At 70.1% G+C, this 26,098-nt stretch carries 23 protein-coding genes and 2 pseudogenes; 11 read left to right on the top strand and 14 right to left on the bottom strand.

Features of this window, described 5'->3' with window-relative positions:
- Positions 1-3: 3 nt before the first annotated feature.
- The 3 genes from ACZ4TR_RS32480 to ACZ4TR_RS32470 form a co-directional block, all read right to left on the bottom strand.
- Positions 4-2,988, bottom strand: coding sequence for a hypothetical protein (locus tag ACZ4TR_RS32480; protein WP_465291365.1), 2,985 nt, complete (start codon positions 2,986-2,988; stop codon positions 4-6).
- A gap of 285 nt (positions 2,989-3,273) precedes the next feature.
- On the bottom strand, positions 3,274-4,062 hold the full coding sequence (locus ACZ4TR_RS32475) for a CmcJ/NvfI family oxidoreductase (RefSeq protein ID WP_465291364.1): 789 nt from the start codon (positions 4,060-4,062) through the stop codon (positions 3,274-3,276).
- A gap of 165 nt (positions 4,063-4,227) precedes the next feature.
- Positions 4,228-4,650 (bottom strand): MarR family winged helix-turn-helix transcriptional regulator, encoded by a 423-nt coding sequence (locus ACZ4TR_RS32470; protein ID WP_465291362.1) that lies wholly within the window; start codon positions 4,648-4,650, stop codon positions 4,228-4,230.
- A gap of 92 nt (positions 4,651-4,742) precedes the next feature.
- Here ACZ4TR_RS32470 and ACZ4TR_RS32465 point away from each other — a divergent pair, with 92 nt between their 5' ends.
- Positions 4,743-5,528: an alpha/beta fold hydrolase gene (locus tag ACZ4TR_RS32465; protein ID WP_465291360.1), complete on the top strand. Its 786-nt coding sequence runs from the start codon at positions 4,743-4,745 to the stop codon at positions 5,526-5,528.
- 17 nt (positions 5,529-5,545) lie between these two features.
- Positions 5,546-6,301 carry an MBL fold metallo-hydrolase gene (locus ACZ4TR_RS32460; protein ID WP_465291358.1) on the top strand — a complete coding sequence of 252 codons (756 nt, stop codon included), beginning with the start codon at positions 5,546-5,548 and terminating at the stop codon, positions 6,299-6,301.
- Between the two features lie 130 nt (positions 6,302-6,431).
- On the opposite strand, the gene ACZ4TR_RS32455 is transcribed toward ACZ4TR_RS32460, so the two are convergent.
- The gene (locus ACZ4TR_RS32455; protein ID WP_465291357.1) at positions 6,432-6,950 is read right to left on the bottom strand and encodes an SRPBCC family protein; all 519 of its coding nucleotides are present in this window, start codon (positions 6,948-6,950) and stop codon (positions 6,432-6,434) included.
- Positions 6,838-7,743 carry an NAD-dependent epimerase/dehydratase family protein gene (locus tag ACZ4TR_RS32450; RefSeq protein WP_465291355.1) on the bottom strand — a complete coding sequence of 302 codons (906 nt, stop codon included), beginning with the start codon at positions 7,741-7,743 and terminating at the stop codon, positions 6,838-6,840. The genes ACZ4TR_RS32455 and ACZ4TR_RS32450 overlap by 113 nt, the downstream gene beginning before the upstream one ends.
- A gap of 180 nt (positions 7,744-7,923) precedes the next feature.
- Here ACZ4TR_RS32450 and ACZ4TR_RS32445 point away from each other — a divergent pair, with 180 nt between their 5' ends.
- Positions 7,924-9,156: a hypothetical protein gene (locus ACZ4TR_RS32445; RefSeq protein ID WP_465291353.1), complete on the top strand. Its 1,233-nt coding sequence runs from the start codon at positions 7,924-7,926 to the stop codon at positions 9,154-9,156.
- Positions 9,157-10,091: 935 nt separating this feature from the next.
- Positions 10,092-11,087 carry a DUF1996 domain-containing protein gene (locus ACZ4TR_RS32440; protein WP_465291351.1) on the top strand — a complete coding sequence of 332 codons (996 nt, stop codon included), beginning with the start codon at positions 10,092-10,094 and terminating at the stop codon, positions 11,085-11,087.
- Positions 11,088-11,211: 124 nt separating this feature from the next.
- Here ACZ4TR_RS32440 and ACZ4TR_RS32435 read toward each other — a convergent pair whose 3' ends face one another.
- From ACZ4TR_RS32435 to ACZ4TR_RS32425, 3 genes are all read right to left on the bottom strand, one after another.
- Positions 11,212-11,766 carry a DUF305 domain-containing protein gene (locus tag ACZ4TR_RS32435; RefSeq protein ID WP_465291350.1) on the bottom strand — a complete coding sequence of 185 codons (555 nt, stop codon included), beginning with the start codon at positions 11,764-11,766 and terminating at the stop codon, positions 11,212-11,214.
- Positions 11,767-11,860: 94 nt separating this feature from the next.
- Positions 11,861-13,132: an MFS transporter gene (locus tag ACZ4TR_RS32430; protein ID WP_465291348.1), complete on the bottom strand. Its 1,272-nt coding sequence runs from the start codon at positions 13,130-13,132 to the stop codon at positions 11,861-11,863.
- Positions 13,133-13,472: 340 nt separating this feature from the next.
- A complete protein-coding gene (locus ACZ4TR_RS32425; RefSeq protein WP_465291346.1) occupies positions 13,473-14,045 on the bottom strand; it encodes a TetR/AcrR family transcriptional regulator in 573 nt (190 codons plus the stop codon).
- Between the two features lie 342 nt (positions 14,046-14,387).
- Between ACZ4TR_RS32425 and ACZ4TR_RS32420 the strand changes: the two genes are divergently transcribed.
- Both ACZ4TR_RS32420 and ACZ4TR_RS32415 read left to right on the top strand, forming a co-directional pair.
- Positions 14,388-16,019: a PQQ-dependent sugar dehydrogenase gene (locus ACZ4TR_RS32420; protein ID WP_465291344.1), complete on the top strand. Its 1,632-nt coding sequence runs from the start codon at positions 14,388-14,390 to the stop codon at positions 16,017-16,019.
- 52 nt (positions 16,020-16,071) lie between these two features.
- On the top strand, positions 16,072-17,049 hold the full coding sequence (locus ACZ4TR_RS32415) for an SMP-30/gluconolactonase/LRE family protein (protein WP_465291343.1): 978 nt from the start codon (positions 16,072-16,074) through the stop codon (positions 17,047-17,049).
- Between the two features lie 178 nt (positions 17,050-17,227).
- Here the strand turns inward: ACZ4TR_RS32415 and ACZ4TR_RS32410 are convergent, their stop codons facing one another.
- Entirely contained in the window at positions 17,228-17,800 is a 573-nt protein-coding gene (locus ACZ4TR_RS32410; protein ID WP_465291341.1) for a sigma-70 family RNA polymerase sigma factor, read from the bottom strand.
- A gap of 56 nt (positions 17,801-17,856) precedes the next feature.
- Here ACZ4TR_RS32410 and ACZ4TR_RS32405 point away from each other — a divergent pair, with 56 nt between their 5' ends.
- Positions 17,857-18,600: a zf-HC2 domain-containing protein gene (locus tag ACZ4TR_RS32405; protein WP_465291339.1), complete on the top strand. Its 744-nt coding sequence runs from the start codon at positions 17,857-17,859 to the stop codon at positions 18,598-18,600.
- 74 nt (positions 18,601-18,674) lie between these two features.
- Positions 18,675-18,902, top strand: a complete 228-nt coding sequence (locus ACZ4TR_RS32400) for a hypothetical protein (RefSeq protein ID WP_465291338.1) — start codon at positions 18,675-18,677, stop codon at positions 18,900-18,902.
- Here ACZ4TR_RS32400 and ACZ4TR_RS32395 read toward each other — a convergent pair.
- From ACZ4TR_RS32395 to ACZ4TR_RS32380, 4 genes are all read right to left on the bottom strand, one after another.
- Positions 18,883-19,152 (bottom strand): hypothetical protein, encoded by a 270-nt coding sequence (locus ACZ4TR_RS32395; protein ID WP_465291336.1) that lies wholly within the window; start codon positions 19,150-19,152, stop codon positions 18,883-18,885. The genes ACZ4TR_RS32400 and ACZ4TR_RS32395 overlap by 20 nt on opposite strands.
- A gap of 304 nt (positions 19,153-19,456) precedes the next feature.
- Positions 19,457-20,071: a DUF5134 domain-containing protein gene (locus ACZ4TR_RS32390; RefSeq protein ID WP_465291335.1), complete on the bottom strand. Its 615-nt coding sequence runs from the start codon at positions 20,069-20,071 to the stop codon at positions 19,457-19,459.
- Positions 20,068-21,399 (bottom strand): PepSY-associated TM helix domain-containing protein, encoded by a 1,332-nt coding sequence (locus ACZ4TR_RS32385; protein ID WP_465291334.1) that lies wholly within the window; start codon positions 21,397-21,399, stop codon positions 20,068-20,070. Before ACZ4TR_RS32385 ends, ACZ4TR_RS32390 begins: the two co-directional genes overlap by 4 nt.
- Positions 21,400-21,651: 252 nt before the next feature.
- A complete protein-coding gene (locus ACZ4TR_RS32380) occupies positions 21,652-22,353 on the bottom strand; it encodes a TetR/AcrR family transcriptional regulator (protein WP_465291333.1) in 702 nt (233 codons plus the stop codon).
- Between ACZ4TR_RS32380 and ACZ4TR_RS32375 the strand changes: the two are divergent.
- The 3 genes and pseudogenes from ACZ4TR_RS32375 to ACZ4TR_RS32365 all read left to right on the top strand — a co-directional run.
- Positions 22,250-22,558 (top strand): annotated as a pseudogene (locus ACZ4TR_RS32375) (ice-binding family protein); the annotation flags it as partial. The gene ACZ4TR_RS32380 and the pseudogene ACZ4TR_RS32375 overlap by 104 nt on opposite strands.
- Positions 22,559-22,619: 61 nt before the next feature.
- A pseudogene (locus tag ACZ4TR_RS32370) lies at positions 22,620-23,150 on the top strand (ice-binding family protein); the annotation flags it as partial.
- Between the two features lie 119 nt (positions 23,151-23,269).
- A complete protein-coding gene (locus ACZ4TR_RS32365) occupies positions 23,270-24,112 on the top strand; it encodes an amidohydrolase family protein (RefSeq protein WP_465291331.1) in 843 nt (280 codons plus the stop codon).
- Between the two features lie 28 nt (positions 24,113-24,140).
- Here ACZ4TR_RS32365 and ACZ4TR_RS32360 read toward each other — a convergent pair whose 3' ends face one another.
- Positions 24,141-26,084 (bottom strand): right-handed parallel beta-helix repeat-containing protein, encoded by a 1,944-nt coding sequence (locus ACZ4TR_RS32360; RefSeq protein ID WP_465291329.1) that lies wholly within the window; start codon positions 26,082-26,084, stop codon positions 24,141-24,143.
- Positions 26,085-26,098 lie beyond the last annotated feature (14 nt).

Here is a 26,098-nt window from a genome sequence, read left to right as displayed (position 1 = left end):
CGCTCAGTTGTCGCCCACCGGGCTCCAGGTCCCGTCCGGGTTCTTCCGCCACTGCGGCAGCGATCCGTCCGGGCGCAGGCGGAGCAGGGTCGTCGGCAGGCGGACGTCCCACGGATCGCCCTGCGCGACCTCGAGGCCCTTGGCCTGGTCGCGTTCCTTGATCTCGGTGATGACGCCGACGTAGGTCGGGTCGGTGATCGTGGGCGGTTCGGTGCCGTTCCAGATCTCGCCGGTGTTGAGGAAGTGCGCGATCGAGCTTTCGAACCCCGGCCGCACGGGGACGACCGCGCGGGCCGACCCGGCCCGCAGGAACTCGGAGAACTGGATGTCGGTGTCCTGCAGCACGGCCTGCGCCGCCCAGTTCGCCTTGCGGCCCCAGTAGTACGGGTAGAACAGGTAGGTCATGTGCTCCCATTCGAAGGCCTGCTCGAAGAACCGCACGTAACGGCCCTGGAGCTCGGCCTCGGTCAGGCTGGGTTCCGGGTAGCCCTCCGGCACCGACGACTGGACCGCGCCGAACGCGCCGAAGTGCTGGGCGGTGAACACCGCGATCGCGTGCTTCTTCAGCTCGGTGCGTTCGATCAGCCGGTTCTCGATCGGGTTGCGGCCGAGGATCTGGCTGGCCGTCTGCACCTGCAGCGCGGCCAGCGCGTCCTGGTAGTCCCGGTCCAGCTTGAGGTAGGCCTGGGTGATCGCCTGGTGGGTGGCGAGCTGCCAGGCGTCGAATGCCCGCTGGGTCCGCTTGCAGGTGACCTCGACCGCGAGGGTCAGCGTGGCCCAGCCGAATGCCGAGACGGTCAGCGGAACAGCGCCTTCTTCGGTGCCCATGGTGACGTGCTGGGTTTCGAGCGGTTGCTTCTTCCAGGAGACCAGCCGATCGCCGAGCACGACGTCGACGCCCCAGCTGTCCAGCCAGTCGTCCCAGATGGAACCGGTGGCAGCCACGAATCCGGTCAGCGCCGAGTAGCCGGCGGGCAGCGGCAGCTCCACGGTCTTGGTGAGGACGTGTTCGTCGTGCGAGGACGTGCCCTCGAAGGTCTTGGCGACGGTCTGCAACTCCTCCGGCGGCGGGTTCACCCCGGCAGCCTGGTAGCGCTGGACGTAGTCGCCGTAGTTGTCCTTGTTGAGATCCTTGGGCTTGAGCGTGAACGGCACGGGCCGGACCAGCGTCGCGCCCGGCTTCGGGTAGGTCGTGATCGCGTACTGCCAGAACGCGGACGGCTCCGGGATCATCAGGTCGAACATCATCCGCTTGCCGTAGTTGTAGACCTGCGACTCGTAGACCTTGTCCACCCACTGGTAGACGCCGACGACGGGACCGTTGCCGGTGGCGTTGTTGATGCCGTGCTCGTTGGTCTCGGAGAAGACCTCGAGCGTGCGCAGGATCCGTTCCTCGCGGTGCTTCTCGGTGACCTTCGACGCGGCCCGGTTGGAGATCTCCTTCGAGTAGCCGGTGGCCGTCTTGGCGGATTCCTCTTTGGACTTGTTGAGCGAGAAGTCCGTGGAAGCCTTGAATTCGATCGTCGGGCCGTAGGAACCGGAGACGGAGAGGCCGACCTTGAAGGTGGAGTCCTCCTTCTGGACCGTGGCCGCCTCCTGCTTCAGCTCGAAGCGCTCGGTGCTCTGGTTGTCCCGCTCCTCGGTGGATTCGAGGACCTCTTCGGTGGTGTCAGTCTGCTCGGTGGTGCGGGAGCGCAGGTGGGTGCGCTTCTTCGCCTCGCCGCGCAACACGTTCTCGACGTGGCCGACCTCGCCACCCTCGTACCGCTTGAGCTGCTGGCGCACCACGAGCAGGTCGCCGACGCCGACCGGTTTGAGCGTGCCGTGCGTCGTCGGCACCGCGGTGGGCGCCAGGGCCGGGGAAGGTCGTTCCGGCAACCGCTGGACCGTCCCGCCGACCACGGCGTACACGTCACCGGCCGGCGCGAACTCGGCCAGCTCGGTGTAGTTCGAGGACAGTTCGGTGTGCACCCGCGCCACCGCGGTCGGCAGCGGGACGGCCGTCAGGTCGAGGCCCAGGGACTCGGCCGTGGCCCGGTTCCCGGGGCCGAGGGCGGCCACGGCACCGGCGGTGAGCACGAGCCGGGGGCCGGCACCGCCCGGGGTGACGGGGAGCGCGCTCGCCGTCGCGGTGGCGCTGAGGACGCCGAGGCTGGCCGAGAACGCGGCGGGCGGTTCGTCGATCTCGCCCGCCAGGAGCTGCTCGACCAGGCGGGCGCGCAGCACGGCGACCGGGTCCGTGCCGGCCGTGTCCCGTCCTTCCGGCGCCGGCCGTTCCCCGGCCCGCGGAACGGCGATGTCCTCGGGGGCGACGGCGGCGAGCGCGTGGTTCAGGGCGAGCAGGTCGTCGACCCGGGCGCGGAGGTCCGCTTCCCGGCCGTCGCCCGCCTCGGTTTCCAGCCGGCGCTCCTGGTCGTCCGCGGGGCGCACCGCCGCGACGGCCTGGATGGCGGGCAGCACGCCCGCGGCGATGACGGCCGGCCGGGCGAGCAGGACGCGCAGCCCGTCGGGCTTGGCGAGCACCGGGTCCTGCTTCGCCGTCGCCTCGACGACGACGAGGACGGTCAGCAGGTCCTCCAGCCGGACCGCGGAAAGGGGGCCGTCGGCGGAGAGGATCACCGCGGCGATCAGGTTGTCGGCGATCCGATCCCGGTCGGCGGTGAATTCCGGCGCGCCGATGACCTGGTTCGGCGACATTCCGAAGATCTGGTTGACGACCGACGGAAGCGCACTGGGATTGGGCGGGGTGGTGCCGGTGATGAGCGCGTCCATCGTCACCAGTTTGGTGCCCAGCGCCAGATCGGTGATCGTCTTCAACCCGCGTGCGGACTCGACGAGCGTGGTCGCGGCCTGCCGGCGTCCCGCCTTCGGATCCTCGCTCTGGTTGGCTTCCCTGAGCGCGGCGGCGAACTGCGCCCCCGGCGTCACGGTCATGGCGACGCCGGGTGCGGGCGGGCGCAGCAGCAACAGCCTGAAGATTTCGTCCATGGTGCTCCCCCGGGTACTTCGGGCGGGATTCGGCCTTTGGGGCGAAGCTAGCAACGAACCGGGGCAATCCGGCTCGCGCGCACCAAAGGCCGCGCCATCAACCGCACCATGGAGCGACATCGTGCTTTCCGGGTATTTTTTCTTACTACGGGATTTCGTGGCCCGCCGGCGGCCGGCCGAAAGGCTCAACCGTCCAGGACGGGCCGCCGCGAGCCGACACAGGGACGATGTCGTCTCCCTGGGCGGCCACCCAGGCGATGGCCACCTGAGCGAGCGTGGCGTCCTTCACCTGCTTTGCCTGGCCGGGTACCCGGCGCCGCAGCCCTCGCGAGCCGGCTCGACGACGTGCCCGCCTGCATCCACACCGACCTCGGCGAGGTCGTCTGGAAGAACGCCCTCGCCGGCGCCCTGCTCGGCCACGGCGAAACAGCGCCCGGCCGGGACAGCAACATGATCGGGCGCATGTGGGATCGTCGATCGCGCTGTGCGCCACCGGGAACGGCACCGAAGAGTCGGTGTCCCAGAGGCGGAACAGCAATGCCTCGTCCGGCTGCATGTCCGGGAAGTAGTACCAGCGCTGCTTGGGTCGTGCACGAGGTTCAGCCCGGTGAACGGCATCGGCTGGTCCGGGCGTACCCGCTCGACCGGGCGGATGCCGCGCCAGACGTTGCTCTCGGACCAGCGTCCCGACAGCCGCTCGTCGGCCTCGACGCCCATGGCCCGGCGGATCCAGGCCTCGAAGCTCGCGCCGTCGTAGTCGGCGTGCGCCGCACGCGCCGGCGGGCGTTCGCCCCGCTTCTCGCCGTCCTCGAAGCGCGCCAGCGTGGGGAAGACGACGACCTTCACCGCCCCGGTCGCCGCCTTGACCAGCTCCTCCAGTTCGGCCTGGTAGACCCGCTCCCCCTCTTCGGTGTCGGTGAAGTCCTGCACCTTCGTCCGGTGTTCGACCAGCGCGAACCCCTGTACGTCGAGACGAAAGTCCTCGCGGATCGGCCGGGCGTTCGTGATGGACCTGCCCCACGCCGAAACGCACGCAGAGCACTCGACGCTCCCGCCGCCGTGGCCGCCCTGCACGAGCTGGTCACCAAGCTGGGCGCCCCCACCGGCCTCGCCGAGCTCGGGGTCGCCCGGCCCCAGCTCCGCGCCGTCGTCGAAGAAACTCTTGCGGCGCCCTACGCGAACCCGCGCCCGGCCGGCCGGACCTTGCCGACCTTCTCGAAGCAGCCTGGTCCGGGCACCCTAAGCCGTCGGGTCGGGGCCGAGGACACGATCCAAAAGCTCGCCGAGCTGGTCGAGCTCGGCGGCCGACAGATTGTCGAACGAAGACCCGGCGATGGCGTCCACGAGCTCCTGCCCTTCCACGCGCAAGCGCGCCCCCTTCTCGGTGAGCCGGTGCCGGACCGCCCGGCCCGGTCCGGGGACCCGTTCGATCAGACCGCGCTCGGCCATCCGCGTGGCCAGGGAACCGAACGACTGGTCGGTCTGGAAGGTCAGCACCGCCAGGTCGTGCAGCGAGGCATCCGGCTCGCGGTGCAGGTGCCGCAGCGTGTCCCACTGCACGAGGGAAAGGTTCAGCGGCGCCAGCGCGCGGCTCAGCGCGCGGTGGTGGCGGTACTGCAGGCGCTTGACGGCCAGCGCGACATCACCGGGGCGGTACTTCATGCCCGCATCCTAACCGATCGAAGTCAGGTTGCTTATCTAAGCAACCTTATATAAGGTTGCTTAGGTAACGAGCTCACGACCGAGAAGGACCCATGACGACTCGCCCCACAGCCGGCTCGCTCCGGCCCACCCGCACCGACACCCGCACGCTCGGCCCGGTCGAGGTGACCCTCCAGGACCGCGACCGCACCCGCCCGTTCCTGCTCCTGCACGGCGGTGGCGGCGTCGCCACGATGGCCGGTTTCGCTGACCTGCTCGCCGAGCGCACGCATTCCCGGGTGCTGCTGCCCACCCATCCCGGCTTCGGCGGCACCCCGAAAGACTCCAGCCTGACCGGTGTCATCGAACTGGCGCGGACCTACGTCGCACTGCTGGAGGAGCTCGACCTCACCGACGTCACCGTGATCGGCAACTCCTTCGGGGGCTGGCTGGCCGCCGAAATCGCCCTGCAGAAGAGCCCGCGAGTCAGCGGCGCGGTGATCATCGACGGGATCGGCATCGAGGTCGACGGCCACCCGCCGACCGACGTCAGCGGCCTCTCCCCCACCGAGCTCCGCGCGCACTCCTTCCACGACCCCGGCAAGGCCCCCGTCCCGCCGGGCGGCGGCACCGGACCGAGCCCCGACGTCCTGGCGCTGATCGGCTACACCGGCCCCACCATGGCCGACCCGACGCTCGCCGACCGGCTCGGCGCCCTCGACGTCCCGGTCCACGTGCTCTGGGGCGAAAGCGACGGCATCGTCGACCCCGATTACGGCAAGGCCTACGCCGCCGCGATCCCGTTCTCGACGTTCACCCTGCTCCCCCGCACCGGCCACCTGCCGCAGGTCGAGACGCCCGAAGAGCTGCTGGGCGCGCTCTTGGACCTCGGCAACTGATCTCAGGAGACGCCACCATGAAGACCTCGTTGACCGTGACCCGGATCGGGCACGCCTGCCAGCTGATCGAAATCGGCGGGACCCGCGTCCTGACCGACCCGTGGTTCACCCAGGCCGCCACCTACTACCAGGGCGAACCGGTCGCCTCGACGGTCGAGGGCCTGGGCCGCGTCGACGCGGTCGTGGTCAGCCACGAGCACTACGACCACTGCGACCTCGACGCCCTCGTCACCGGCGGCTTCGACCTGGACACCCCGCTGATCGGTCCCGGCACGGTCGCGACCATCGCGCGGGGCAAGGGTTTCCGCGACGTCCGCGCCATCGAAGCGTGGGAAGCCGCCACGGTCGGCGACCTCACCGTGACGGCGACCCCGGGCAAGCACGGCGTCCACGAAGTCACCTTCGTCCTCCAGAAGGGCGGGCGCACGGTCTTCTTCGGCGGCGACTCGCTGCGGGTGCCGGAGCTGGACACCATCCCGGACCGGTTCGGGCCCGTCGACCTGGCCATCCTGCCGACGAACGGCTTGTGCGTCCGGCCGATGAACCTCGCGCAGGTGGTCATGGACGCCGAGGAAGCAGCCGGGCTGACGGCCGCGCTGAAGCCCGCCTTGGCGGTGCCGCACCACTACGCCTTCCACAGTGGCCGCCTGGGCGACCGGATGATCACCAAGGGCGACCAGGACCCGCGACACTACGCCGACGCGGTCGCCCGGCTCGCCCCGGAGATCGACGTCCGCATGGTGCTGCCCGGAACCACCGTGTCGGTCCCGTAAAGCGAACAGCGGTTCGCGTGCCGGGATCCGGCGTGGATGGCGATCGGTGAGCCGGCGAAGGAAGAGCGGCTGGACAAGACGGCCAAGGGTGAGCGCGCAGGTCGAAGCGCGCCATCCCCTGGCCGGCGACCTACCCTCCCGTTTGTCGGGCAGAGGGCCGGTGCGGCCGGTCCGCGTCGGCGGCAGGTGCGGTCGCGGGGACCGGGGTCGTCATCCCCGGGGTGCCGAAGACCCGGGTAAGGCGGTCCTCGGTGTCGGCGCCGATCTTTTCGAAGACGACTTTCGCGATCGGTGCGCCGAGCTTCGCGGTTCCGTGGAACTCGATCGTGGCGTGGTAGGTCAGGGTGCTCCCGCCTCCGCCCGTGGCGGCGACGCCGATGTCGTCGGTGGTGGTGGCGGTGTCGTTGTGGCCGGCGAACACCACCCGTCCGGGTTCGAGCCGGACGAGCTCACAGGTCAGTTCGGTCTCCACACCGGCGATCTTGGAGACGGTGCGCCACCGGGAACCGACCTCGACCGGGCCTTCGTCGAGGCGGTCACACACCCGGGTACCGGGATCCCACTCGGTCGCGTTGCCGAAGTCCTTCAGGTACTTCAGCACCTCGTGCGGTGCCGCCGCGACGGTGAAGGTGCGCGTCACTTCGACCACAGGCAGTTCCTCTCCTCGGCGTGCACGGCCACCACTGCGTGACCGCGCCCCCGAATACCCCACCCGGGGAGGTTTCACCCCAAACCGGACCGGCGACGTCAGAGCATCCGACCAGCACCGCGCCCTCGCCGTGCTGCTGGTGGCCTGGCCTTCCGGGTGCGGGCGAGCTCGACGAGCGTGGCCATGAACCCGGCGTCACCTTCACCGTGGACGGTCGGCGACAGCCGCGCGACCGACGGTCGCAGCCCGCGCCCGGCGAGGGCGGCCCAGCTCGGCGGTCGCCGGGCTTCGCCCGCCCCGCCGGGCGGCAGCCCGAACCAGGGCCTCGATCGCCGCGACGTCGGACGCCACCGCGTCGGCGAAGCCGCCGTCGAAGGGCGATGTCGTGCCGGAAGGCGAGGTGGACGACGGCGCCGGCGTTCTCGGCCGCTTCGTGCAGCAGGTCGAGATCCTCGACCGAGCCACGGACGACCGCGGCACCCCGCGCCTCGACCACGGCGGCCGAGGCGGCGGACCGAGCGAGCCCGGTGACCTCGCGCCCCGCTTCGATCAGCTCGGGGACGACCGCGGAGCCGACCCACCCCGACGCGCCCGTGACGAACACGCGCAAAACAGCACCTCCAGCATTGAAGCCGGCTCCCGCCGTGACCGGAATCGCCGACACGAAACGGTTTCCCGCTCGCGGAATTCGCGTTTCGAAGCCAACCGAGGTTGCTGCCGCGATCCCCCTACGAATACGGCATGCGAGCCATTCTTGGCCGGAATACCCGCTCTTGGCCGTCCACACGGGCATCAGCCGTCGAGGGCGGCCATGGCCAGGGTGAGGTGCCGGGGCGAGGCCCGGCTCGTGCCGACCTGCGCCTGACGACTTCCCGTTACCCGGCCGAGCCGTCCCGGTTCGGCCACGGTGGCTGCAGCTCGGGTTCTGTCAGGCCGGGTCGGCTCGGACTGTCGTGGGCTTAAGGTGAGACAGGTGGAGCCACTGACCGCAATCGTCACGATCGCCGCGAAGTACGGCGCTTCCCAGCTGATCCGGGCGCTGACCGGGAACGACGAGCTCAGCGGGCTGGCCTCGGAGCTGCTGGGCGAACTGGTGGCCAGCGAAGACCGCCTGAGCGAGCAGCTGGCCGGGATCGGCCGTCAGCTCGAAGAGTTGCTGGACCAGCGCTACACGGTCGCGCTGCGCGCCGGGCAGCGGGCGCTGCGCGACGCGAGCACCGCGCCCGAGCCGAACTCGCGGGCCGCCGAGCTGGCCCGCGCGCGTGACTTGTTCCGCGAGGCCGCCGCGGCCGCTTCGGCCAAGTCCCCGCTGCAGATCGCGGTGGCCGAGCGGTACGTGGCGCTGTGCTCCCTCTCCGCCGGCCGTCCCGACGCCGTACCCGCGGCGCTGGCCGCGGTGAACGACGCGGCGTTCCGGGCGCTGACCGAGGCGCTTCCGCTCTTCGGCCCCAAAGCCTATGAGAAGGCCCGGAAGCAGCTCCCCCGCTCGAGCCGGCTGGGCCTGCGAGGCCGGCGCGAGGAGCGGATCGACGAGCTGGCCAGCGACCTCGTCGACGCGGTCGACGACGTGGTGGACCTTTCCCTCAACCTGCTTGCCGAATCCGAGGCCCTCGCGCGCGGGCTCGGTCAGGACCTCGGGCCGGAAACCGACGTGGACCTGCTCCTGCCCGCGGGATACGAAGACGACGAGCGGCTGGCCAGGACCGCGCAGGTGGTCGTCCGGCCGGCCACGCCCGGACCGGTGCGGTTCGGCCCGTTGACAGTAGCCTTCGGCGAGATCAAGCCGACTCCGAGCCGGCCGTCATCGGCCGCGCCGCAGCAGCCCGGTACCGCGGCCGCCGTGGTCGCCGCCGAGCTCGCGCGGGCACAGCCGTGGTCACCGCAGGACGGAGTGCCGGCACGGCCGCCCGGATTCGAAGTGGAAGTGCTTGTCCGGTCGGACTTTCCCGTGGCTCCCGCGCTGGTCGTGTCGTTGCGGCCCGGGCTGGTCCTGGCGGACGAGGTACTGCTCGAGGTGATGCCCGGCCGGCCGGCGTTCACGGGCGTCGCCGGCGGCATGCTCGCCGCGAGGATGCAGGAGATCCGGTTGTCCTACTTCCACCCGGAGAGGTTCGTCAACGACTGGACGGTGAACATCGACAACGTGCTGATCTTCCAGTCGTCCGACAGCCGGCTGCGCGATCCGGAGAGCGGCGACGCGCGCTGAGGTCAGCTCGCCGGGGCCCCTGGTGCCGGCTTGGGCACTGCCCGACGCGGCCTGCTCCAGCGGGAACACCCGATCGACCGGCGCGGTGATCTCCTTGCGGCGCAGCAGTTCGAGCAGGCGCGTGTTCCGAGAACCTGCTCTCGGTCCGCACCGGTGAACAGGGCAGCCGAAGCCGAGGTCGTCGAACTGTTCACGGTCACGGCAGCACACGTCCGCGGCGAACCTTCTTGGTGGGAAATTGCAGGCACGTGTCTTGACGTCACCCAATCGACACGGTTTACTGACAGTTGCCTCGATGGAACCGGTTCCGCGGCCGCCACCTGGACCACTCCAGCATCTCGGGTTGGTTGATGCCCCACTGCTTCGAACGTCATACCCGTCGGTTCGCCGATGGGGCGTGACCAAGTTTCAGTGGTAAGTCTGCTACATCATCCGAATGCCGATGCGAGCGGTGCGCTCGCATCGTGACGCGCGTAGTGCGCGACACGATGGATCACGACTGACCAGGTGGGCTCGATGAGATCAAGGACGTTCTCCCGACCACGACGGACCACAGCACCACCGAGCGCGGCCGCAGGTGTATCTGCCGCCCGCTCCGCCCGCGTCTTGCCCCGTGTCCGCGGCATCGAGCCGTTGCCCCGGGACTCCTGTGCGGCTGCGGACTCCACCGCGAACAATGGTGCGCCGGCCTAGGCGTCCGAGACGATCCGGTCCTACTGCGGCGATCGCGAGATCGGCGGCCGCGGACGCGTAGAACGCACGCGTTCGGCTGCTCAGCGCAATCGTGCACTTCACCGGCAACTACGACGTCTCCGCGATTGCCTTACTTCAGATTTCGTGACACGTCCCCATGCTTCAAAGAAATGCCGGCCGAAAGTAAGGATGTTCACATGCGAAATATGTCGAACTGGGCTGCTGGTCGTCGACCTCGGCAGTTGCGGCTTCGGACCCGGGCCGTCCTCACCGCGGCCCTCGCTCTGGCACTGGCCGGGAGTACGGCCTTCGTGGCCGGCGCGAGCGAAACCGACGGACCGAGATCCGCTGCCGCCGGAGCTTCGGGCAACTCCGTCGCGGCGGAGGCCGGCTGGGTGGATGTGGACCAGGCCCGGTACCAGCGCGAACTGGCCGACTACCAGGGCATCGTGCCGCCACCGGTGCCGGCCGGGACGACGAGGGTCCCCGAGTTCCACACCGACTGCACGATCGCGAACGAAGCCAAGGACGATGCGATCGTCTTCCCCCGCCTGCCCGGCGCCTCCCACATGCACACGTTCTTCGGGCCGAGGAACGACGCCTTCATGACTACGGAAACGCTTCTCGCCGCCGGGGCGACGACGTGCAACTCCCCGGGCGACAACGCCGCCTACTGGGTGCCGCAACTGCAGAGGAACGGCGTGGCCGTTCCGTTCAAGAGCATGCGCGTCTACTACGGTTCGCGGCTCCCCGACCCGGCGGCCGTCCGGCCGTTCCCGCCCGGGCTGGTGATGGTGCAGGGTGATGCCAAGCTGCAGGTACCCACCCAGAAGGGGCAGGGAAACCAGTTCTGGTGCGCGGGCAGCGCCGAGGTCGGGCGGAGCGCCGACGGGAACTGGCCGGTTTGCGCCCCTGGCGGAAACCTGATCTACCAGCTCACGTTCAAGGATTGCTGGGACGGCAAGCACATCGACTCGCCCGACCACAAGTCACACATGGGGGACGCGGTCGCCGGCAAGTGCCAGGGAAACTACCCGGTCGCGGTGCCGAACCTGTCGTACATGCTCAACTACGACATCCTGGGCGGCGACGGCCTCGCGTTGTCGTCGGGAATGGCGTCGTCGATGCACGGTGACTTCATGAACGGCTGGGACCACGTCAAACTGGCCGCACTGGTCAAGACCTGCCTGAACCAGAACGCGAAGTGCGGGACCACCCCGAGCTTCACCGGCGGCTGAGAGCGACGGTGAGCAGCCGCCGTGCCGTGTCGTTCCGATCGGCCGACACGGCGGCCTTCGTCTCGAACTTCACGGAGAATGACTCCCGTTCGACCTGATCGCGCCGGCGCATCCCACCGGTGCGCTATTTGACCAGCGCCGAGAGATGGTCTTGTTCTTGCAGGACTCGCGAAGCCAGGCTCACGGTCTGTGGCTCTTTGCCGGACGACTTCTCGCCGAGCGCCAAACGTCCAGTTTGAGCCAGGTGATCGCGCAGGCACTTTTTGAAGTAGTCGTCGAAATCCGCCTCGCGCAAAGCGCCGGCGCGCGCGACCTGGTTCGCGGAGACCATCCCGGGCATCTCCATCCCCTGGTGGGGGTTTTCCGCCGGAAGGCCGGCCTGATCATGCAGCCGCCGCAGCTCCGACAGCTCCGCCTTTGTCGATGCGTCGGCTTTTTTACGGAGGTCGCGGACAGCCGCGGATCCGGTGTGGCTGTCGACAAGGTCGAGCAGGGGAACGAGCTGCTCGTCCATAGCCATGGTGATCTCGATCCAAGCGCGGTCCGTGGCAGTGAACGACGACGCCGCAACGGGGACGGAGGTACTTGTGGATGGGTCGCTGGAGTGATTGTGGAGTCCGGTGGCGCAGCCGCCGACGCATATCATGCCCAGGATGCCCAATCCGAGAAAAATGCGCATGCACTGATTACATGCCATGCCGACCGGCGAAGTCAACATGTCTTTGTTTTACCGCGTGCGAGGACGGCACATGGGACGAGAAGGTTCTCCGCGACTACCGTCGCGGCGGCACGGCCGACTCGTCGGCGGCGCCGGCCAGCGCTCGGTTGTTCAGTCTGGGATAGGCCGCGAGCGTCACCAGGATGAGGAAGACACCGGCTGCAACATACGTGACTTGAACGGAAAACGCGCCGGCGAGAACGCCGCCGAGTATCGCGCCGATCGGTCCCCCGATCATCACCACCATTCTACTCGACGAGAGCACCCTCCCCAAGAGACGACGAGGGACGATCTGCTGGCGCAGCGTACTGGTCACGACGTTCTGCGCGGTCGTCAGCGCACCGGTCGCCATCATCATGAGAGCGGCGACCCAGGCATTGGCGACGAGTCCCAGTACCAGAACGGCCATGCCCACACCGGCCTTCCCCGCGAGCAATACCGTGCCGGGGCCGAATCGTTTGCTCACGACCGAACTCGCCAGTCCCCCGGCCGTTGCACCCATCGCGGTGGCGGTCAGCAACAAGCCGAACCCGAAGTCCGGTAGCCCGAGGAACTGCTTGGCCAGGAGGGCCAGCATCGCGAACTGAGCCGACGCGACGACGTTGCTCAGGCAGGTGATCGCGGCCAGTGCCCGAAGGACGCGGTTCCCGAGCAGCCACCGAATGCCTTCGGCGATTTCCATCCGGATACTCTTGCGTGGAGTGCCGGACTCCTCTTTGGCCTGGGCCTCCGGCCGGATCGAGAGGATCAGCGCGCCGCTGACGGCGAAGGAGAGGGCGTTGCCGGCGAACGGCAGGACGCTCCACACGCCGAACAACGCGGAGCCCAGCGGCGGCCCCACGAATTGCTCACCGTTGATGTCCGCTGCGGCGATCCGCCCGTTCGCGGCGGACAGGTGCTGTGGGTCCCGTGACACGAAATCGGGAATGGCCGACTGGGCGGCGATGTCGAAGAAGACCTGCCCGACGCCGAGGATGAACGCTGCGAGCACGAGCCAGGCGAGATTCACCCGCCCAGTCAGGACAAGTACCACGAGCACAGTCAGGACCGCGAACCGGCCGGCGTCCGCCCACACCATGACCCGCCGGCGATCCAGCCGATCGACGGCGACACCGGCGTGCAGGGAAACCAGCACCCAGGGAATCTCGACCGCCGCGACCACCAGGCTCAGCGCGACCGGGCTGCTGGTGGACTGGAGGACCAGCAGGGGTAACGCGGCCACGTGCATACCGGTGCCCGTGGCCGACACGAGCGTGGCAGCGAAGAGCCGGTGGAAGCGGCCGCCGAGTCTTACCTTGGCGTCACCTTGTTGTTCCTCTGTACGCACTTCCAGGACTTCCTTCGGTCAGGCGTTCCGAACACGTCGGAACCAATTTCACCGATGCTCAGAACCGGCTCGGCGTTCATTATCTCGCCGTGCGCGCAGTCGATCGATTGACCGTTGCTCGATCAGCGAAATCAGCTCGTCCGCGACGTCCTCGCCGAGGTTTTCGTGCGTCACCGGGTAGGGGCGTTCGCACCCCAAGCCGACCGCCGGTGCGACGCCAGTCCCGACCCGAACGCGGACGGTGCGGGCGGCCAGGGGTCCAGAGGCGATGCCGAGTGCTCGATCAGCTCGCGCTGCGTCAGCCGCAGCGCCGGAACCCCGGTTGGTGGAGCAAGGCAGCTCAACCGCCATCGGTGAGCCGCCGTAGCTGGAGGTCGATCAGCTCGATGGCCTCCTCGCCGGTCCGGTGACCGAGCAGGACCGCGTCGGCCAAGCCGGCTGTCAGCGCCAAGAGCAGATCCGCTTCGCGGGCGGCGTCGAGGCCGGTCAGGCCGTGCTCGGCTGCCACGAAGGCGGCGAGTGCCTCGCGCAGCTGCTCGTACCCGGCGCGGAACCACGCCGCGATCTCGTCGTCCTTGAACGCGCGCCAGACGAACGCGTTGGCCACCAACGCTTCCGTCCGGCTCTGGTCGTCGAGGGGCAGGAGCGCCACCAGGACCGCCCGTAGGTCCGGTGGCGCGTCCGAGGTCCCCGCCGCGACCTGGCGCTCGACCTGGTCGCGCAGCGTCCGGACAGCGTAGCGCAGCATCTCGTCCTTGTTCGGGAAGTAGTGCTGCACCTGCCCCTTCGAGATACCCGCGGCCGCCGCGACCTGGCCCAGGCTGACCGCCTCGAGGCCCTCCTCGGCGGCGATGCGGCGCAGCGTCGCCGCGATCCGCCTGCGGCGCTCCTCGTGATCGACGACCTTCGGCACACGTCCCCTTTCCCATACGGTCGGCTTGCGAACCGACCCGCCGCCTCTTTACAATCCGATCGTATCGCAAAACAAGGGGGCGCTCGGCTGGAGTGAGCGGACGGTGCAGCGCCACGTCACCAAGCCGATACAGCGGACCGGGGCCCGGACGCGGTTCCGGATCGCGATGGAAGCCACCCGACGCGGCTGGATCTGACTGTGGTTGGAAAACCGCTCACCGGTCTTGTCGGCGGCGAACCGGGTGCGCTACGGTGCCTGGGAGCGCTCCCAGTGGCTTCGCGTCCCTGAGAGAGGAACACCATGCGAGCTACTCCGAGAAGGACCCGCACGGGCCTCCGGGCGGTGACCACCGTGGTGCTGCTGGGCCTGGGTGTCGTGCTTCCGTCCCCGGCCGCGTCGGCCGCGGACGCCGACACCACCCCACCGACCGCGCCGGCCGATCCCCGCACCTCGAACCTGACGTGCACCGGCGTGACGTTCTCGTGGTCGGCGTCGTCCGACGACGTCGGCGTGGCCTTCTACGACATCTACCACGACGGGCAGCTCATGACCTCGGTGCCGGGCACGGCGCTGTCGGCCGAGCTGACCGCCGTGCCGGGAGCCACCTGGGGCCTGTACGCCAACGCCCGCGACGCCGCGGGCAACGTCTCCCAGGCCAGTCCCACGGTCACCGTCAGCGTGCCGCAGTGCCAGGCCGACACCGAGCCGCCCAGCACCCCCACCGGCGTGACGGCGACCGCGTCGGGCACCACGGTCACCGTGCGCTGGTCGCCGGCCACCGACAACGTCGGCGTCACCGGCTACGAGGTGCTTCGCGACGGCACAGTCGCCGGGTCCACCAGCGGCGCGGCGACGACGTCGTTCACCGACAGCGGCTTGGCCGCCAACACCCGCTACCGGTACCAGGTGCGGGCGCGCGACGCCCAGGCCAACCGCTCGGCCCCGAGCACGGCGATCGCGGTCACCACCGGCACCGCCTGCACCACGGCGCTGTGCTCGGTCACCAGGGTCACCACCGAAACCGACCTGCCGTGGGGCCTGACCACCCTGCCCGACGGACAGGTGCTCTACGGCCGCCGCGACGCCTTCGAAATCGTCCGCCTCGACCCCGCCACCGGCACGAAGACCGTGGCCGGGCGGCTGCCGGACGTGGCGGGCACCGACGGTGAAGGCGGGGTCCTGGGTCTCGCGGTGGCCGCCGGCTTCGCGGCCGACCCGTGGCTGTACGTCATGCACACCAGCTCGACCGACAACCGGGTGGTGCGCGTCCGCTACACCGGCGGCGTGCTCACCGGCACCCCGCAGGTGCTGCTCACCGGCATCCCGCGCAACAAGTACCACAACGGCGGCCGGCTGCGCTTCGGTCCCGACGGCAAGCTCTACATCTCGACCGGCGACGGCCAGAACGGCGAGTGGGCCCAAGACCTCGCGAACCTCGCCGGCAAGGTCCTGCGCATCAACCCCGACGGCAGCATCCCCTCGGACAACCCCTTCGGCACCCCGGTGTGGAGCTACGGCCACCGCAACCCCCAGGGCCTGGCCTTCGACTCCCGAGGTCGGCTGTGGGAACAGGAATTCGGCAACAACGTCATGGACGAGACCAACCTGATCGTCCGCGGCGGCAACTACGGCTGGCCCCGCTGCGAGGGCACCACGGGCAGCTGCGCCGAAGCCGGCTTCATCGCGCCCAAGCGCACCTACCCCGTCGCCGAAGGTTCGTGCAGCGGCATCGCCGTGGTCCGCGACGCTCTCTACATCGCCTGCCTGCGCGGAGCGCGGCTGTACCGGGCCGCGATTTCCGGTGACAGCCTGACCGACGTCCAGCAGTACCTCAACGGCACGTACGGGCGGCTGCGCACGGTGGAACCGTCCGCGGACGGCGGCTTGTGGCTGACCACCAGCAACCACGGCGACAAGGACAGCATCGCCGGCAACAGCGACGAAAGCATCTTCAAGGTCGAGCTCGGACGGTGAACCCCCTCACGAAAGGAGAGCCGTCATGGCTCACCGCAGGACACTCCGTCGCATGTGGACGGTGACGGCGGCGGCGATCGTCATCACGGGCGTGGTGACGCCCGCCGCGTCCGGCGCCACCACGACCTCACCGTGCGCACCGGACGGGACCTACGGTCCGCCGTTGCCGAGCCAGTCGGTGGCGTCCCAGCTCATCCGAAGTGGGTTCAATTTCCTCGAAGGGCCCACGTGGGACGAGCGCACGGGCACCTTGCTGCTGTCGAACATGCAGAACCCCACCGGCCCCCAGGGCGTCCAGCCGTCGGCGGTGCTCCGGTACACGCCGCCGGCCACCTTCGAGACGTTCATCGCCGACTCCGGCAGCAACGGCCTGGCGATCACCGCCGACGGCACGCGGGTGCTCGCCGCCACCCACGACAACCGCACCGTTTCTTCCTACAGCCTGACCGACCGCACCCGGACGACCGTCGCGGCCGGCTACCTCGGCCGCGCGTTCAACTCGCCGAACGACCTGACCACCGGCCGCGACGGCACCACCTACTTCAGCGACCCGAACTACCAGCGCGGCAACCGCGCCGACGAGCAAGGCGGCCGCACCAGCGTCTTCCGCGTCCGCGACGGCGTGGTCGGCCTCGTCGACGACACGCTGCCGCAGCCGAACGGCGTCGTCCTGTCCCCCGACGGCAAGACGCTCTACGTGGGGGCCACCGGCGCCGACGCGATCATGAAGTACACCGTCTTCCCCGACGGCACCACCGGCAACCGCACGAAGTTCGCGAGCATGCGGACGCCCGACGGCGCGACGGTCGACTGCGCGGGCAACCTGTACTGGGCTTCCTACGACGAAGGGCTCGTCCACGTCTTCTCACCGTCAGGCGAGCAGCTCGGCACCATTTCCGCCGGCCGCAACACCACCAACGCGGCGTTCGGCGGACCGGACGGCCGGACCCTGTACCTCACCTCCGGTGTTTCCGGTGGCGGGTTCGGCCTCTACCAGGTGCGCCTCAACGTGCCCGGCAACCCGTACTGAAGGCGCCTGACAGCGCAGCCCGGGCGAGTTCGCGCCGATCTCCGTCCTTTCGACCGGGCGTCCGTCGCAGCGTGCTTGCTCGCGACCGTTGGCGCGCTACCGTGTCGTCACGGTCGCCGGAGCCACCGACGCAGTTGCCGCACCCCCGGATTGGCAGCCATCAATCCACTGTGGACCATCAAATGACGTTGCCGCGCTCGTCGCGCGCGGTCAGCAGGTCGTCGCGGGCCCGGGCGACCCGGGAGCGCACCGTCCCGATCGGACAGCCGCAGATCTCCGCGACCTCGGCGTAGGTGTACCCGAGCAGCTGGGTCAGCACGAGCGCCTCGCGCCGCTCGCCGTCCAAGCCCGCCAGCAGCAAGCCGACCTCGACGACCTCTTCGAACCCCGAAGAACCCGCACGGCTGCGGGCCGACTCCTCCTCGACGGCCGCCGTCCAGTCCTGGCCGGACAGCCGCGGCCGCGCCGAGCGCGCCCGGAAGTGGTCGACCACGGCCCGCCGGGCGATCGACAGCAGCCAGGTGCGCGACGACGACCGCCCGGCGAACCGGGTGAGCGAGACCACCGCGCGGGCGTACGTCTCCTGCGTCAGGTCGTCGGCGACCGCCGAGTCGGTCAGGTGGGCCACGAACCGCCACACGTCGGCCTGGGTCGAGCGCACCCAGTCCTCGTAGGCGCGCTGGTCACCGCGCGCCGCGGCGAGGGCGAGGGCGGTGATCCGTTCGTCGTCACGATCCCGGCTGGAGTTCACGACACGACACCGTAACCCACGCCGCCGGGAACTCCGACGGGTCTCCGCGCGACTATGTGGACGTGAACTGCTCCGACTTCCGTGAAGCACTCTCGGCCCGGATCGACGGTGAAGCGGGTTCACTGCCGGACTCGGTGGTGGACCGCCACCGCGCGGGCTGCCCGCACTGCCGGGCCTGGCACGACGACGCCGTCCGGCTGCGGCGGCTGATGCTGGTCCGCGAAGCGCCGCGGGTGCCGGACCTGACCGAACGCATCCTCACCGAGGTCCCGGCCCCGTCGGCGCAGCGCTGGGGCCTGCGCATCGCCCTGACCCTCGTCGCGCTCGTCCAGAGCGGCCTCGGCCTCGCCGAACTGCTCGGCATGGACGTGGGCCACGCCGAGCACGGCGGGATGGCGGCGATGGCGGTGCACCTCGGCAACGAGAGCGCGGCCTGGAACCTCGCGGTGGGGTTCGGTTTGCTCTGGGCGGCGATGCGCCCGGCGACGGCGTCGGGGCTGCTGCCCGCCCTGGCCGGTTTCGTGGCCGTTCTCGGTCTCGTGTCGGGCATCGATCTCTTCGACGGCCAGGTCACCGTGTCCCGGGTGCTGTCGCACGTCCTGCTCGTGGCCGGAGTCGGGCTCCTCTACGGCGTCCGCCGCCAGCACCACCGCAGGTCGACACCGGGCCCGAGCACCCGCGTCGAGCCCGCGGCGCACGACGAGGTCACGCTCGGCCGGCAGCTTCGGGCCGAAGACGGCGGCCAGGGCCGGCGCCACCGGTTCCCGCACCTGCCGGCCAGCCGTCGTCGCGCGGCCTGATAGTGATCGCCGGGAACCAACCCGGCTCGCCGGACGACTACCGGGAGAGCAACTCAACTCCCGAGGAGCCGACGATGACCTCACAGCCCGCTGACCTCCGTCACATCGCGACCTTCTGCGGCCAGTGCAACTGCGGCTGCCCTGAGCTCTACGTGGCCGAAGGCGCTCCGCCCGAGCGCGCGATCGTCATCACCGACGACTTCGGCCAGCGGATCGAGATGAGCCTCGAACAGCTCGAGGTGCTCGTCGCGGACGTGAAGGCCGGTGTGCTGGACAAGGTCCTCACTCCGTCGGCCGGCTGAAGGACCGCAGCCGCAGGCTGTTGGACACCACCAGGACCGATGACAGCGACATCGCGACGCCGACCATGGCGACCCGGGCGCCCGCCGCGCGCAGGTCCCCGACCGCCCGGGCTTTGTCCGCGGACGCACGCCCGCACGAACCTCGTCGACGCCGATCTCCGTGCCGACGGCCCGGGCCGCTGTTTCGTGGTCGCCGGTCAGCAGCACGCAGCCCGGCGACCTCGCCGTCGACGGCGACGAGCACCGGCACCGCGGCGGCTGTGTGCTGCGTCGATGTGCGCTTCGTCTTCGGACTCGAGGACGACGGCACGTTCGGCGAACAGCTTCCGGCTGCCGGCCAGGACGACTCGACCATCCACAGTGGCCTGTGTATCCAACCCGGGCAGCGCCGTGAACTCGGTGACCTCGGGCAGGTCGGCGAGTTCCGCGCAGCCGTCACGACAGCCGTGGCGATGGCGTGCTCGGAGCCGGTCTCGGCGGGCGCCGGGTGGACACCGGTGACCGTCATCCGGCCGGTGGTCACGCACGCCAGGCGTCCACTTCGGACAGTAGGCTCAAGCCATGGTCAGCAGCATCAGGCCCATGCCGAGCGCCATCGCGCCGTCGGCGCCGCGGCCCAGGAAGCGCAAGGGTGGCCCCGACGCCCGCGCGTCGTCGAACGCGCGGCACAGGAAGACCAGGCCCGCCACCACGAACGCGGCCAGCAGCACGAGGGCGACGACCCGCACGTCGGCCGGAGCGCCGCCGCCGGCGCCGGAGACGGGCATCGCCATCCCGTGGTGTCCCGGCATCTCCGTCATGTCGCCGACGCCGGACATGCCACCCATCGCCCGCGGCATCACGAACACCATCCACGCCATGGCCGCCATCATCACCACGTGGTAGATCGCCGCCCGGCGGCCGCCGTGGTCCGCGTGTGCCGCACCGGTCACCGCGACACCGGCGAACCACACCGCGGCGAGTCCGAACAGGACAGTCTGCGGCAACCGCGCGAGCCCCATGCCCGCCGGCCACGCCATCGCCACCATCGCGACGCACATCACGACGTGCAGGACGTCGCCCACCCGCTCCGCGCCGGTCCCCTGCCGCGTGCATCGGTAGGCGCAGAACGCCCCGGTCGCCACGAACACCACCGTCAGGATCCAGCGCAGGCCCTCCGCCGCGATCACGCGTCCACCTTCCGCCGTCGTACCTCGAGGAACCCGTCCACGAGGACGAACCCCAGCAGCGACAACCCGAACAACGGCAGGTAGTAGCCCACGACGGCGACCACGACCAGCGCCGGCGCCAGCACCCGTCCCGGGATCCGCCGCCACGCTCCTCGCGCGGGCAGCCGTCCGAACCGGGCTTCGCCGCGCGTCGGCCGGCGCAGCCACCACATCCGGTAGCCCCAGACGATCACGGCAATCAGCGCGACCATCAGCAGGGCGAGCACGATCTGGTTCCAGATCCCGAACAGGAAGCCCATGTGGGCGTCGATCCCCCACGTGCTCAGCTTGGCCGCGAGGTGGTAGTCGGCGAACCGGAGAGTGTCGGTGATGGTTCCGGTCGCGGGGTCGACGGCCATCGAGTCGGCCTGCACTGGCCAGCTGCGCCCCATTTGCGCCACGACGTAGGCCTGGCCGGGCGCGGCCGGCGGGCGCACTTCGACCGGGCCGGTCATCCCGGCCCGCAACGTGGCTTCGCGGGCGCCGTCCAACCCGATGTCACGCCCGCTCGACGCGGGGACCGTGGCCGACACCGAGGGTGAGGTCCAGTCCAGCTGCGAGCGCAGCTCGGTGATGCTGTCCCCGGCGTACTGCGACCAGGTCAACCCGGTGGCGGACAAGAACAGCAGCCCGATCGCCAGCACCAGGCCGGTGCGGCCGTGCCACGTCAGCAGCTTGGCCCGCGGGCTCGGCGCCGACGCGCGCTTGCGGCGGCGCCGGCCGAGCCAGAGCGCGAGCCCGGCCAGCACGACCACCCACAGCCAGCTGGCCGCCAGTTCGCTGTAAAGGCGGCCGAAGTCGCCGAGGTGCAGGCTCCGGTGCAGGACGTCGATCCAGCCCCGCAGTGGCATCGCCTGCCCGGAACCGTAGGTCTCCAGCTGGCCGCGGACGTCGCCGGTGTGCGGGTCGACGAACACCGTCCAGTGGAAGCTGGGCTCGAGACCGGGCCGGTCGAAGATCACCTGCGTGCTGTCGGTGGGCGCCGGTCCGGGCCGCACTCCGGTCAGGGTGCCGTCCGGCACGAGGGCCCGGGCCGTCGCCGCCTGCTGCTCCAGCGGGACGGTTTCGGCCGCCGCCGGGACGTGCAGTTCGTGGTCGTAGACCGCCTGCTCGACCTGGGGTGCCCAGACGTAAGCGAGGCCGGTGACCGCGGCCACGAGCAGGAAGGGGCCGACGAAGACCCCCGCGTAGAAGTGCACCCGCAGCAGCAGCGGACGGATCGACGCCCAGCCGGCCCTCGGCTCGGCCACCGGCTCCGCCGCGCGTTCCTCGCGCTCGTCGATGGACATCGGGCTCCCTTCATCCGCCGTGTCGAACAGTCGGGCCGGAGGCCGTTTGACAGTCCATGCCGGAGAAGTCGGCCACGGCTCCCGGGTAGTTCCCGCGAATGTCCGCGGGAACTACCCCGGCACCGGGCCGACCACTGGAACGCGGGTCTCACCGCCGCACCGGGCACACTCTCGTGGATGGGTTGTGACCATGGCGAAACGGCGCGTCAGCGTGATCCGGGACGAGCTGCCGGGCCGCGGGATCGACCAGGCTCACCGGGTTTCCGTCCGCCGGCTGCCGTCGGGGAAGAAGCCAGCGGCGGAACTGGCTCGTTGGGCCGTGGCCCGCGGCTCGGCACCGATCGCGTCGTAAGCGGCGAGCATGCCGGCGGACGGCCGGGAATGCGTCCAGACGGCGCCGGTGGCCATGATGATCTCACCGCAGAGCTGCCCGGCGCTGTCCCCCAGCTCGGGCAGGCGGCCGCGCACCAGTTCGGCCAAGGCCGCGACACTGGCGAACGCGGCCTTCTTGTAGCGGCCGGCGACGTCGGCTGAGACGTTGTGCTCCAGCACGCCGGCTTGCGCGCTGAGCAGTTCGCACAGCTGGGGATAGCCGGCGAGCGTCCGGCTGAGCACGGTGGCCAGCTCGGCACCACGGCGTTCAGCGGCCGTCTCTTCACTCGGCCGCTCGGCGAGGTGGCGGCCGAGGTCGGCGGTCCACCGTCGCCAGGCTCGGTCCAGCAGTTCCGGGAGGATCGTTTCCCGCGATTCGAAGTACTTGAGGATCGCGGACTTGGCGAGGTTGCTGCGGCGGCTGAGGTCGTTGAGGGTGACGTCGCTGATCGGCATCCGGTCGAGCATCTCTGCCGCGGTGTCCAGGATCGCCTGGCGGCGGATCTCCCGGGCGCCTGGTCCTGGGGCTGGTGATCGAGCACCGCAGGCCGTGGCCGCCGAAGCGCCCGTCGGGCTCGGCACCGCGGGGTCCTATTCCGTGCCGGGCGGGCAGACGGTGACCAACACCGGCCCGAGCACCCTGGACGGGGACCTCGGCGTCTGGCCCGGTACCGCCATCACCGGGTTCCCACCCGGCACGGCCGCCGGTGCCACGCACGCGGGTGATGCCGTGGCCGGCCAAGCCCAGTCCGAGCTCGTCGTCGCCTACGAGGACGCCGCCGGCCGCGCGCGCCCACCGCGAACGTCGCGGGTGACCTCGTCGGCCGGACCCTGGCCGGGGCGTCTACAAGTCCAGCGGCCCGCTCGCCCTCGGCGGGACCCTGACCCTGGACGGCCAGGGCACCTCCGGCACCGTCTGGATCTTCCAGGTCGCCTCCACCTTGATCACGGCTTCCGCGAGCACCGTGACGACCGGCACCGTCGTCGCCGGGCGCGCCCTGGCCCGCAACGGCCAGGTCTCCCTGGACGACAACACGTTCACCACCCCCGGCTGCACCCCGCCGGCGACCACCGACGAGACGACGACTTCCCCGAGCACCGACACCACAACGCCATCCACTTCGGACACCGACACGAGCACGGCGACCACCACGGACGTGACGTCCGCTACCGGCGGCGAAACGACGAGCGGCTCCCCCGGTGCGGGCCTCGGCACGAGCTGGACCGCCACCGGCACCAACGGTGGCGATGAGACTTACGGCACCACGTCCGGCCCGGCCGGCACCGGGGTCGGCCCGCTGGTGTGGCTCGGGGCGTCGCTCATCGTCCTCGGCGGACTGCTGCTCATGGTCCTCCGCGTCCGCAGGGCAAAGCGGTAGTGGAGCGCCGGTCGACGTCTCGGGTCACCGGATGTGAAGTGTTCGCTTCGCGGACAGCCGAATTCGCCTCCTGGATACTTCCTTTCCCCTCTGCCGCGTGGTCACTACCGTACGAATCCATGACCACCACCAGCCGTTCGTTGACCGTGGACGTGTGGGCGCAGGTGCCCAACGACAAGTTCCTCGCCCAGCCCTGGATGTCCACCGTGCTGCGCTGGACCCGTCAACCGGATCTCACCCCGGCGTCCGTCGAAGACATGCTTTCCGCCTACGACGCGGCCGGGGTGGACCGGGCGTTGATCTGCGGCTGGTGGGGCCCTTCCGGCGTGCTGATCGGCAATGACGAAGTCGCCGCCACCGTGGCCCAGGCCCCCGACCGCTTCCACGGCGTGGCCGCGGTCGACCTGTCCCACCCGGTCGCCGCGATCCGCGAACTCAAGCGGGCCGTGCTCGAACTCGGGTTCGTCGCCCTCCGCGTCGTCCCCTGGTTGTGGAACCTGCCCCCGGACGACCGCCGCTACTACCCGCTGTACGCCACCTGCGTGGAACTCGGCGTGCCGGTGTGCACCCAGATCGGTCACACCGGCCCGCTGTGCCCCTCCGAGCCCGGTCGCCCCATCCCCTACCTGGACAACGTGCTGCTGGACTTCCCCGACCTCGTCGTCGTGGGCGGGCACGTCGGCCACCCGTGGCTCGACGAGGTCGTCTCCCTTGCCACGAAGTACCCGAACTTCTACGTCGACACGTCCGCCTACGCCGCCCATCGCGTGCCCGCCACGCTGATCGACTACCTGCGCGGCCGGGGACGTGACCGGGTCTTGTTCGGCACCAACTGGCCCATGCTCACCCCGCAACGGTGCCTGGAACACTTGGACAGCCTCGAACTGGACGCCGAGACGACCCGCCTGTACCTCGGGGGCAACGCGGCGAGGATCTTCGGCCTGGGGACGACCACCCGATGACGGTGATCGCGGACTACCGCTCCGGGCGCTAACGCGGCGAGATGCCCGCGTTGTGCATCACGTCCTGCGCGGCAGCAGGCCAGCTGCCGTCGGTGATCTTGACGTTGCCGTCGAGGACGTTGTTGTGCGGCGCTCCGGTCGCGACCTGGGTGGCGCCCGTGTTGTACCAGTTGCCGGTGAACGTGTTGTCGTTGGTGTTGTTGGTGCTGCTCGCGTTCGTGAACGCCCAGACTCCGGCGTCCTGGATCACGTTGCCCGACAGGCTCACGTACCGCGATCCTTCGTCCAGGTACAGGCCCACGGTGGTGTGGTTGTCGTAGATGTAGTTCCGGTCGATGACCGCGCCGGGGTCGGCGGAGAGGTTGTAGATGCTGCCCCCGTCGTGGAAGACCTTCTTGGTGCCGTGCACCAGGTTGTAGCGGACCACGGTGTCCTTCAGCGTGGTCGGCGTCGTGTACACGGGCTGGTAGGCGTACAGGCCGCGGTTGCGGTAGTCCTGGCTGCCACCGGGGTCGTTGGCGCCCCAGCCCCAGCCGACGTCGATGCCGTCGTAGGCGAGGTCGGACACCTCGTTGTGCTCGATGACCGCGTGGGTGACGTAGGTGCTCAGGATCCCGGCCATGTCCTTGTAGTCCCGCGCCACGTTCGTGACGAGGTTGTCCGTGATGGTGACGTTCTTGGTGGTCATCGCCGGGTTGCCCGGGTGGTGCGCGTCGGGCTGCACGCCGCCGACCACGATGCCGGAGCCGGCGTCGTCGGTGAAGGTGTTGCGCCGGACGGTGATGCCGGACGCGCCGAGCCCGACGCCGCTGGCGTGGGCGTTCGCGTCGTTGCCGATGCCGAGGCCGACCTGGCCCAGGTGGGCGAACGTGTTGTCCTCGAACGAAATGGTGTCCGCGGCCGAGACCTGGACGGCCGCGGGGACCTGGTGCCAGCTGTTGCGGGCCGCTTCGAACTGCGGGCAGCCGATCTGGCAGGACGTCAGGAAGTCGGCGGGCTGGGGGAACGCCGAGGCGAGGAACGCGCCGCTTTGCTGGTCGGCGTAGCCGATCGACGTGCCGGGCTCGAGCCAGGTCGTGTGCTCGAAGCCCAGGCCGCGGAAGGCCAGGTTGCGGACCGGGCGGTCGTAGGTTCCGCTCACCTGGAGCAACGACGTCAGGCGCGGCAGTTCCACGTCCTTGCCCGCCGGGGACTGTCCCGGCGCGGCTTTGTAGTACAGCTTCCCGGCGGCCGGGTCGAGGTACCACTGCCCGGTCTGCAGGAAGGCGTAGGAGTTCTCCAGCAGCAGCGTCCCGCCCGCGAAGGGCCGGGCGAGCGTGTCGTAGCCCCAGTTGTTGTTGTTCCAGGCCGGTTGCTGCATGGTGATGGTGGTGCCGGAGATGCTCTGCACCGGCGCGTACCGGTCGGTGAAGGAGTTCTGGCTCTCCACTTCGATCCGGTTCTGGGCGGGCAGGGACGCCAGGTAGTTCAACGCCGGGTTGACGATCGTCAGGCCGGTGCCGGTGACCTGGACGTCGGTGCGCGCGATGGTGATCGCGGCCCGGGGAGCCGACGCGCCGTCGATGTAGAGCTGCCGCGAATCGGCTCCCTTCGGCACGTCGGCGACGAAGACGTTCGCCGCCGGGTCGTGCAGCTGCCACCCGGTCACGGCCTGGCCGCCGGACAGCACCGGAGTCTGGCCGGCGCGGGCCTGCCAGGTGATGGTGTGGCCGCCCCGGCCGGAGTCTTCACCGGTGAACTTCAGCGGGGCGCTCAGCCGGTACGTGCCGCCCGCGAGTTCGACGTGGACGTCCGCGCGCGCGGACAGCGTGCGGGCGAGCTTCTGGGCGTGCTGCAACGTATCGCCGCCGTGGGGAGCCACGACGATCGTGAAGCCGGGGAGCCCGGCTGCCTGTGCCGGGACGGCGGTCAGTGCCGCGGCGGCGGTGGTGACGGCCAGCGCCGCCAGCACCTTCTCGACGGGGTGACGCATGCTCATCCTCCTTG

The sequence above is a fragment of the Amycolatopsis sp. NPDC028719 genome (assembly GCF_055565395.1).
This window is presented reverse-complemented; position numbering and strand designations above follow the sequence as displayed.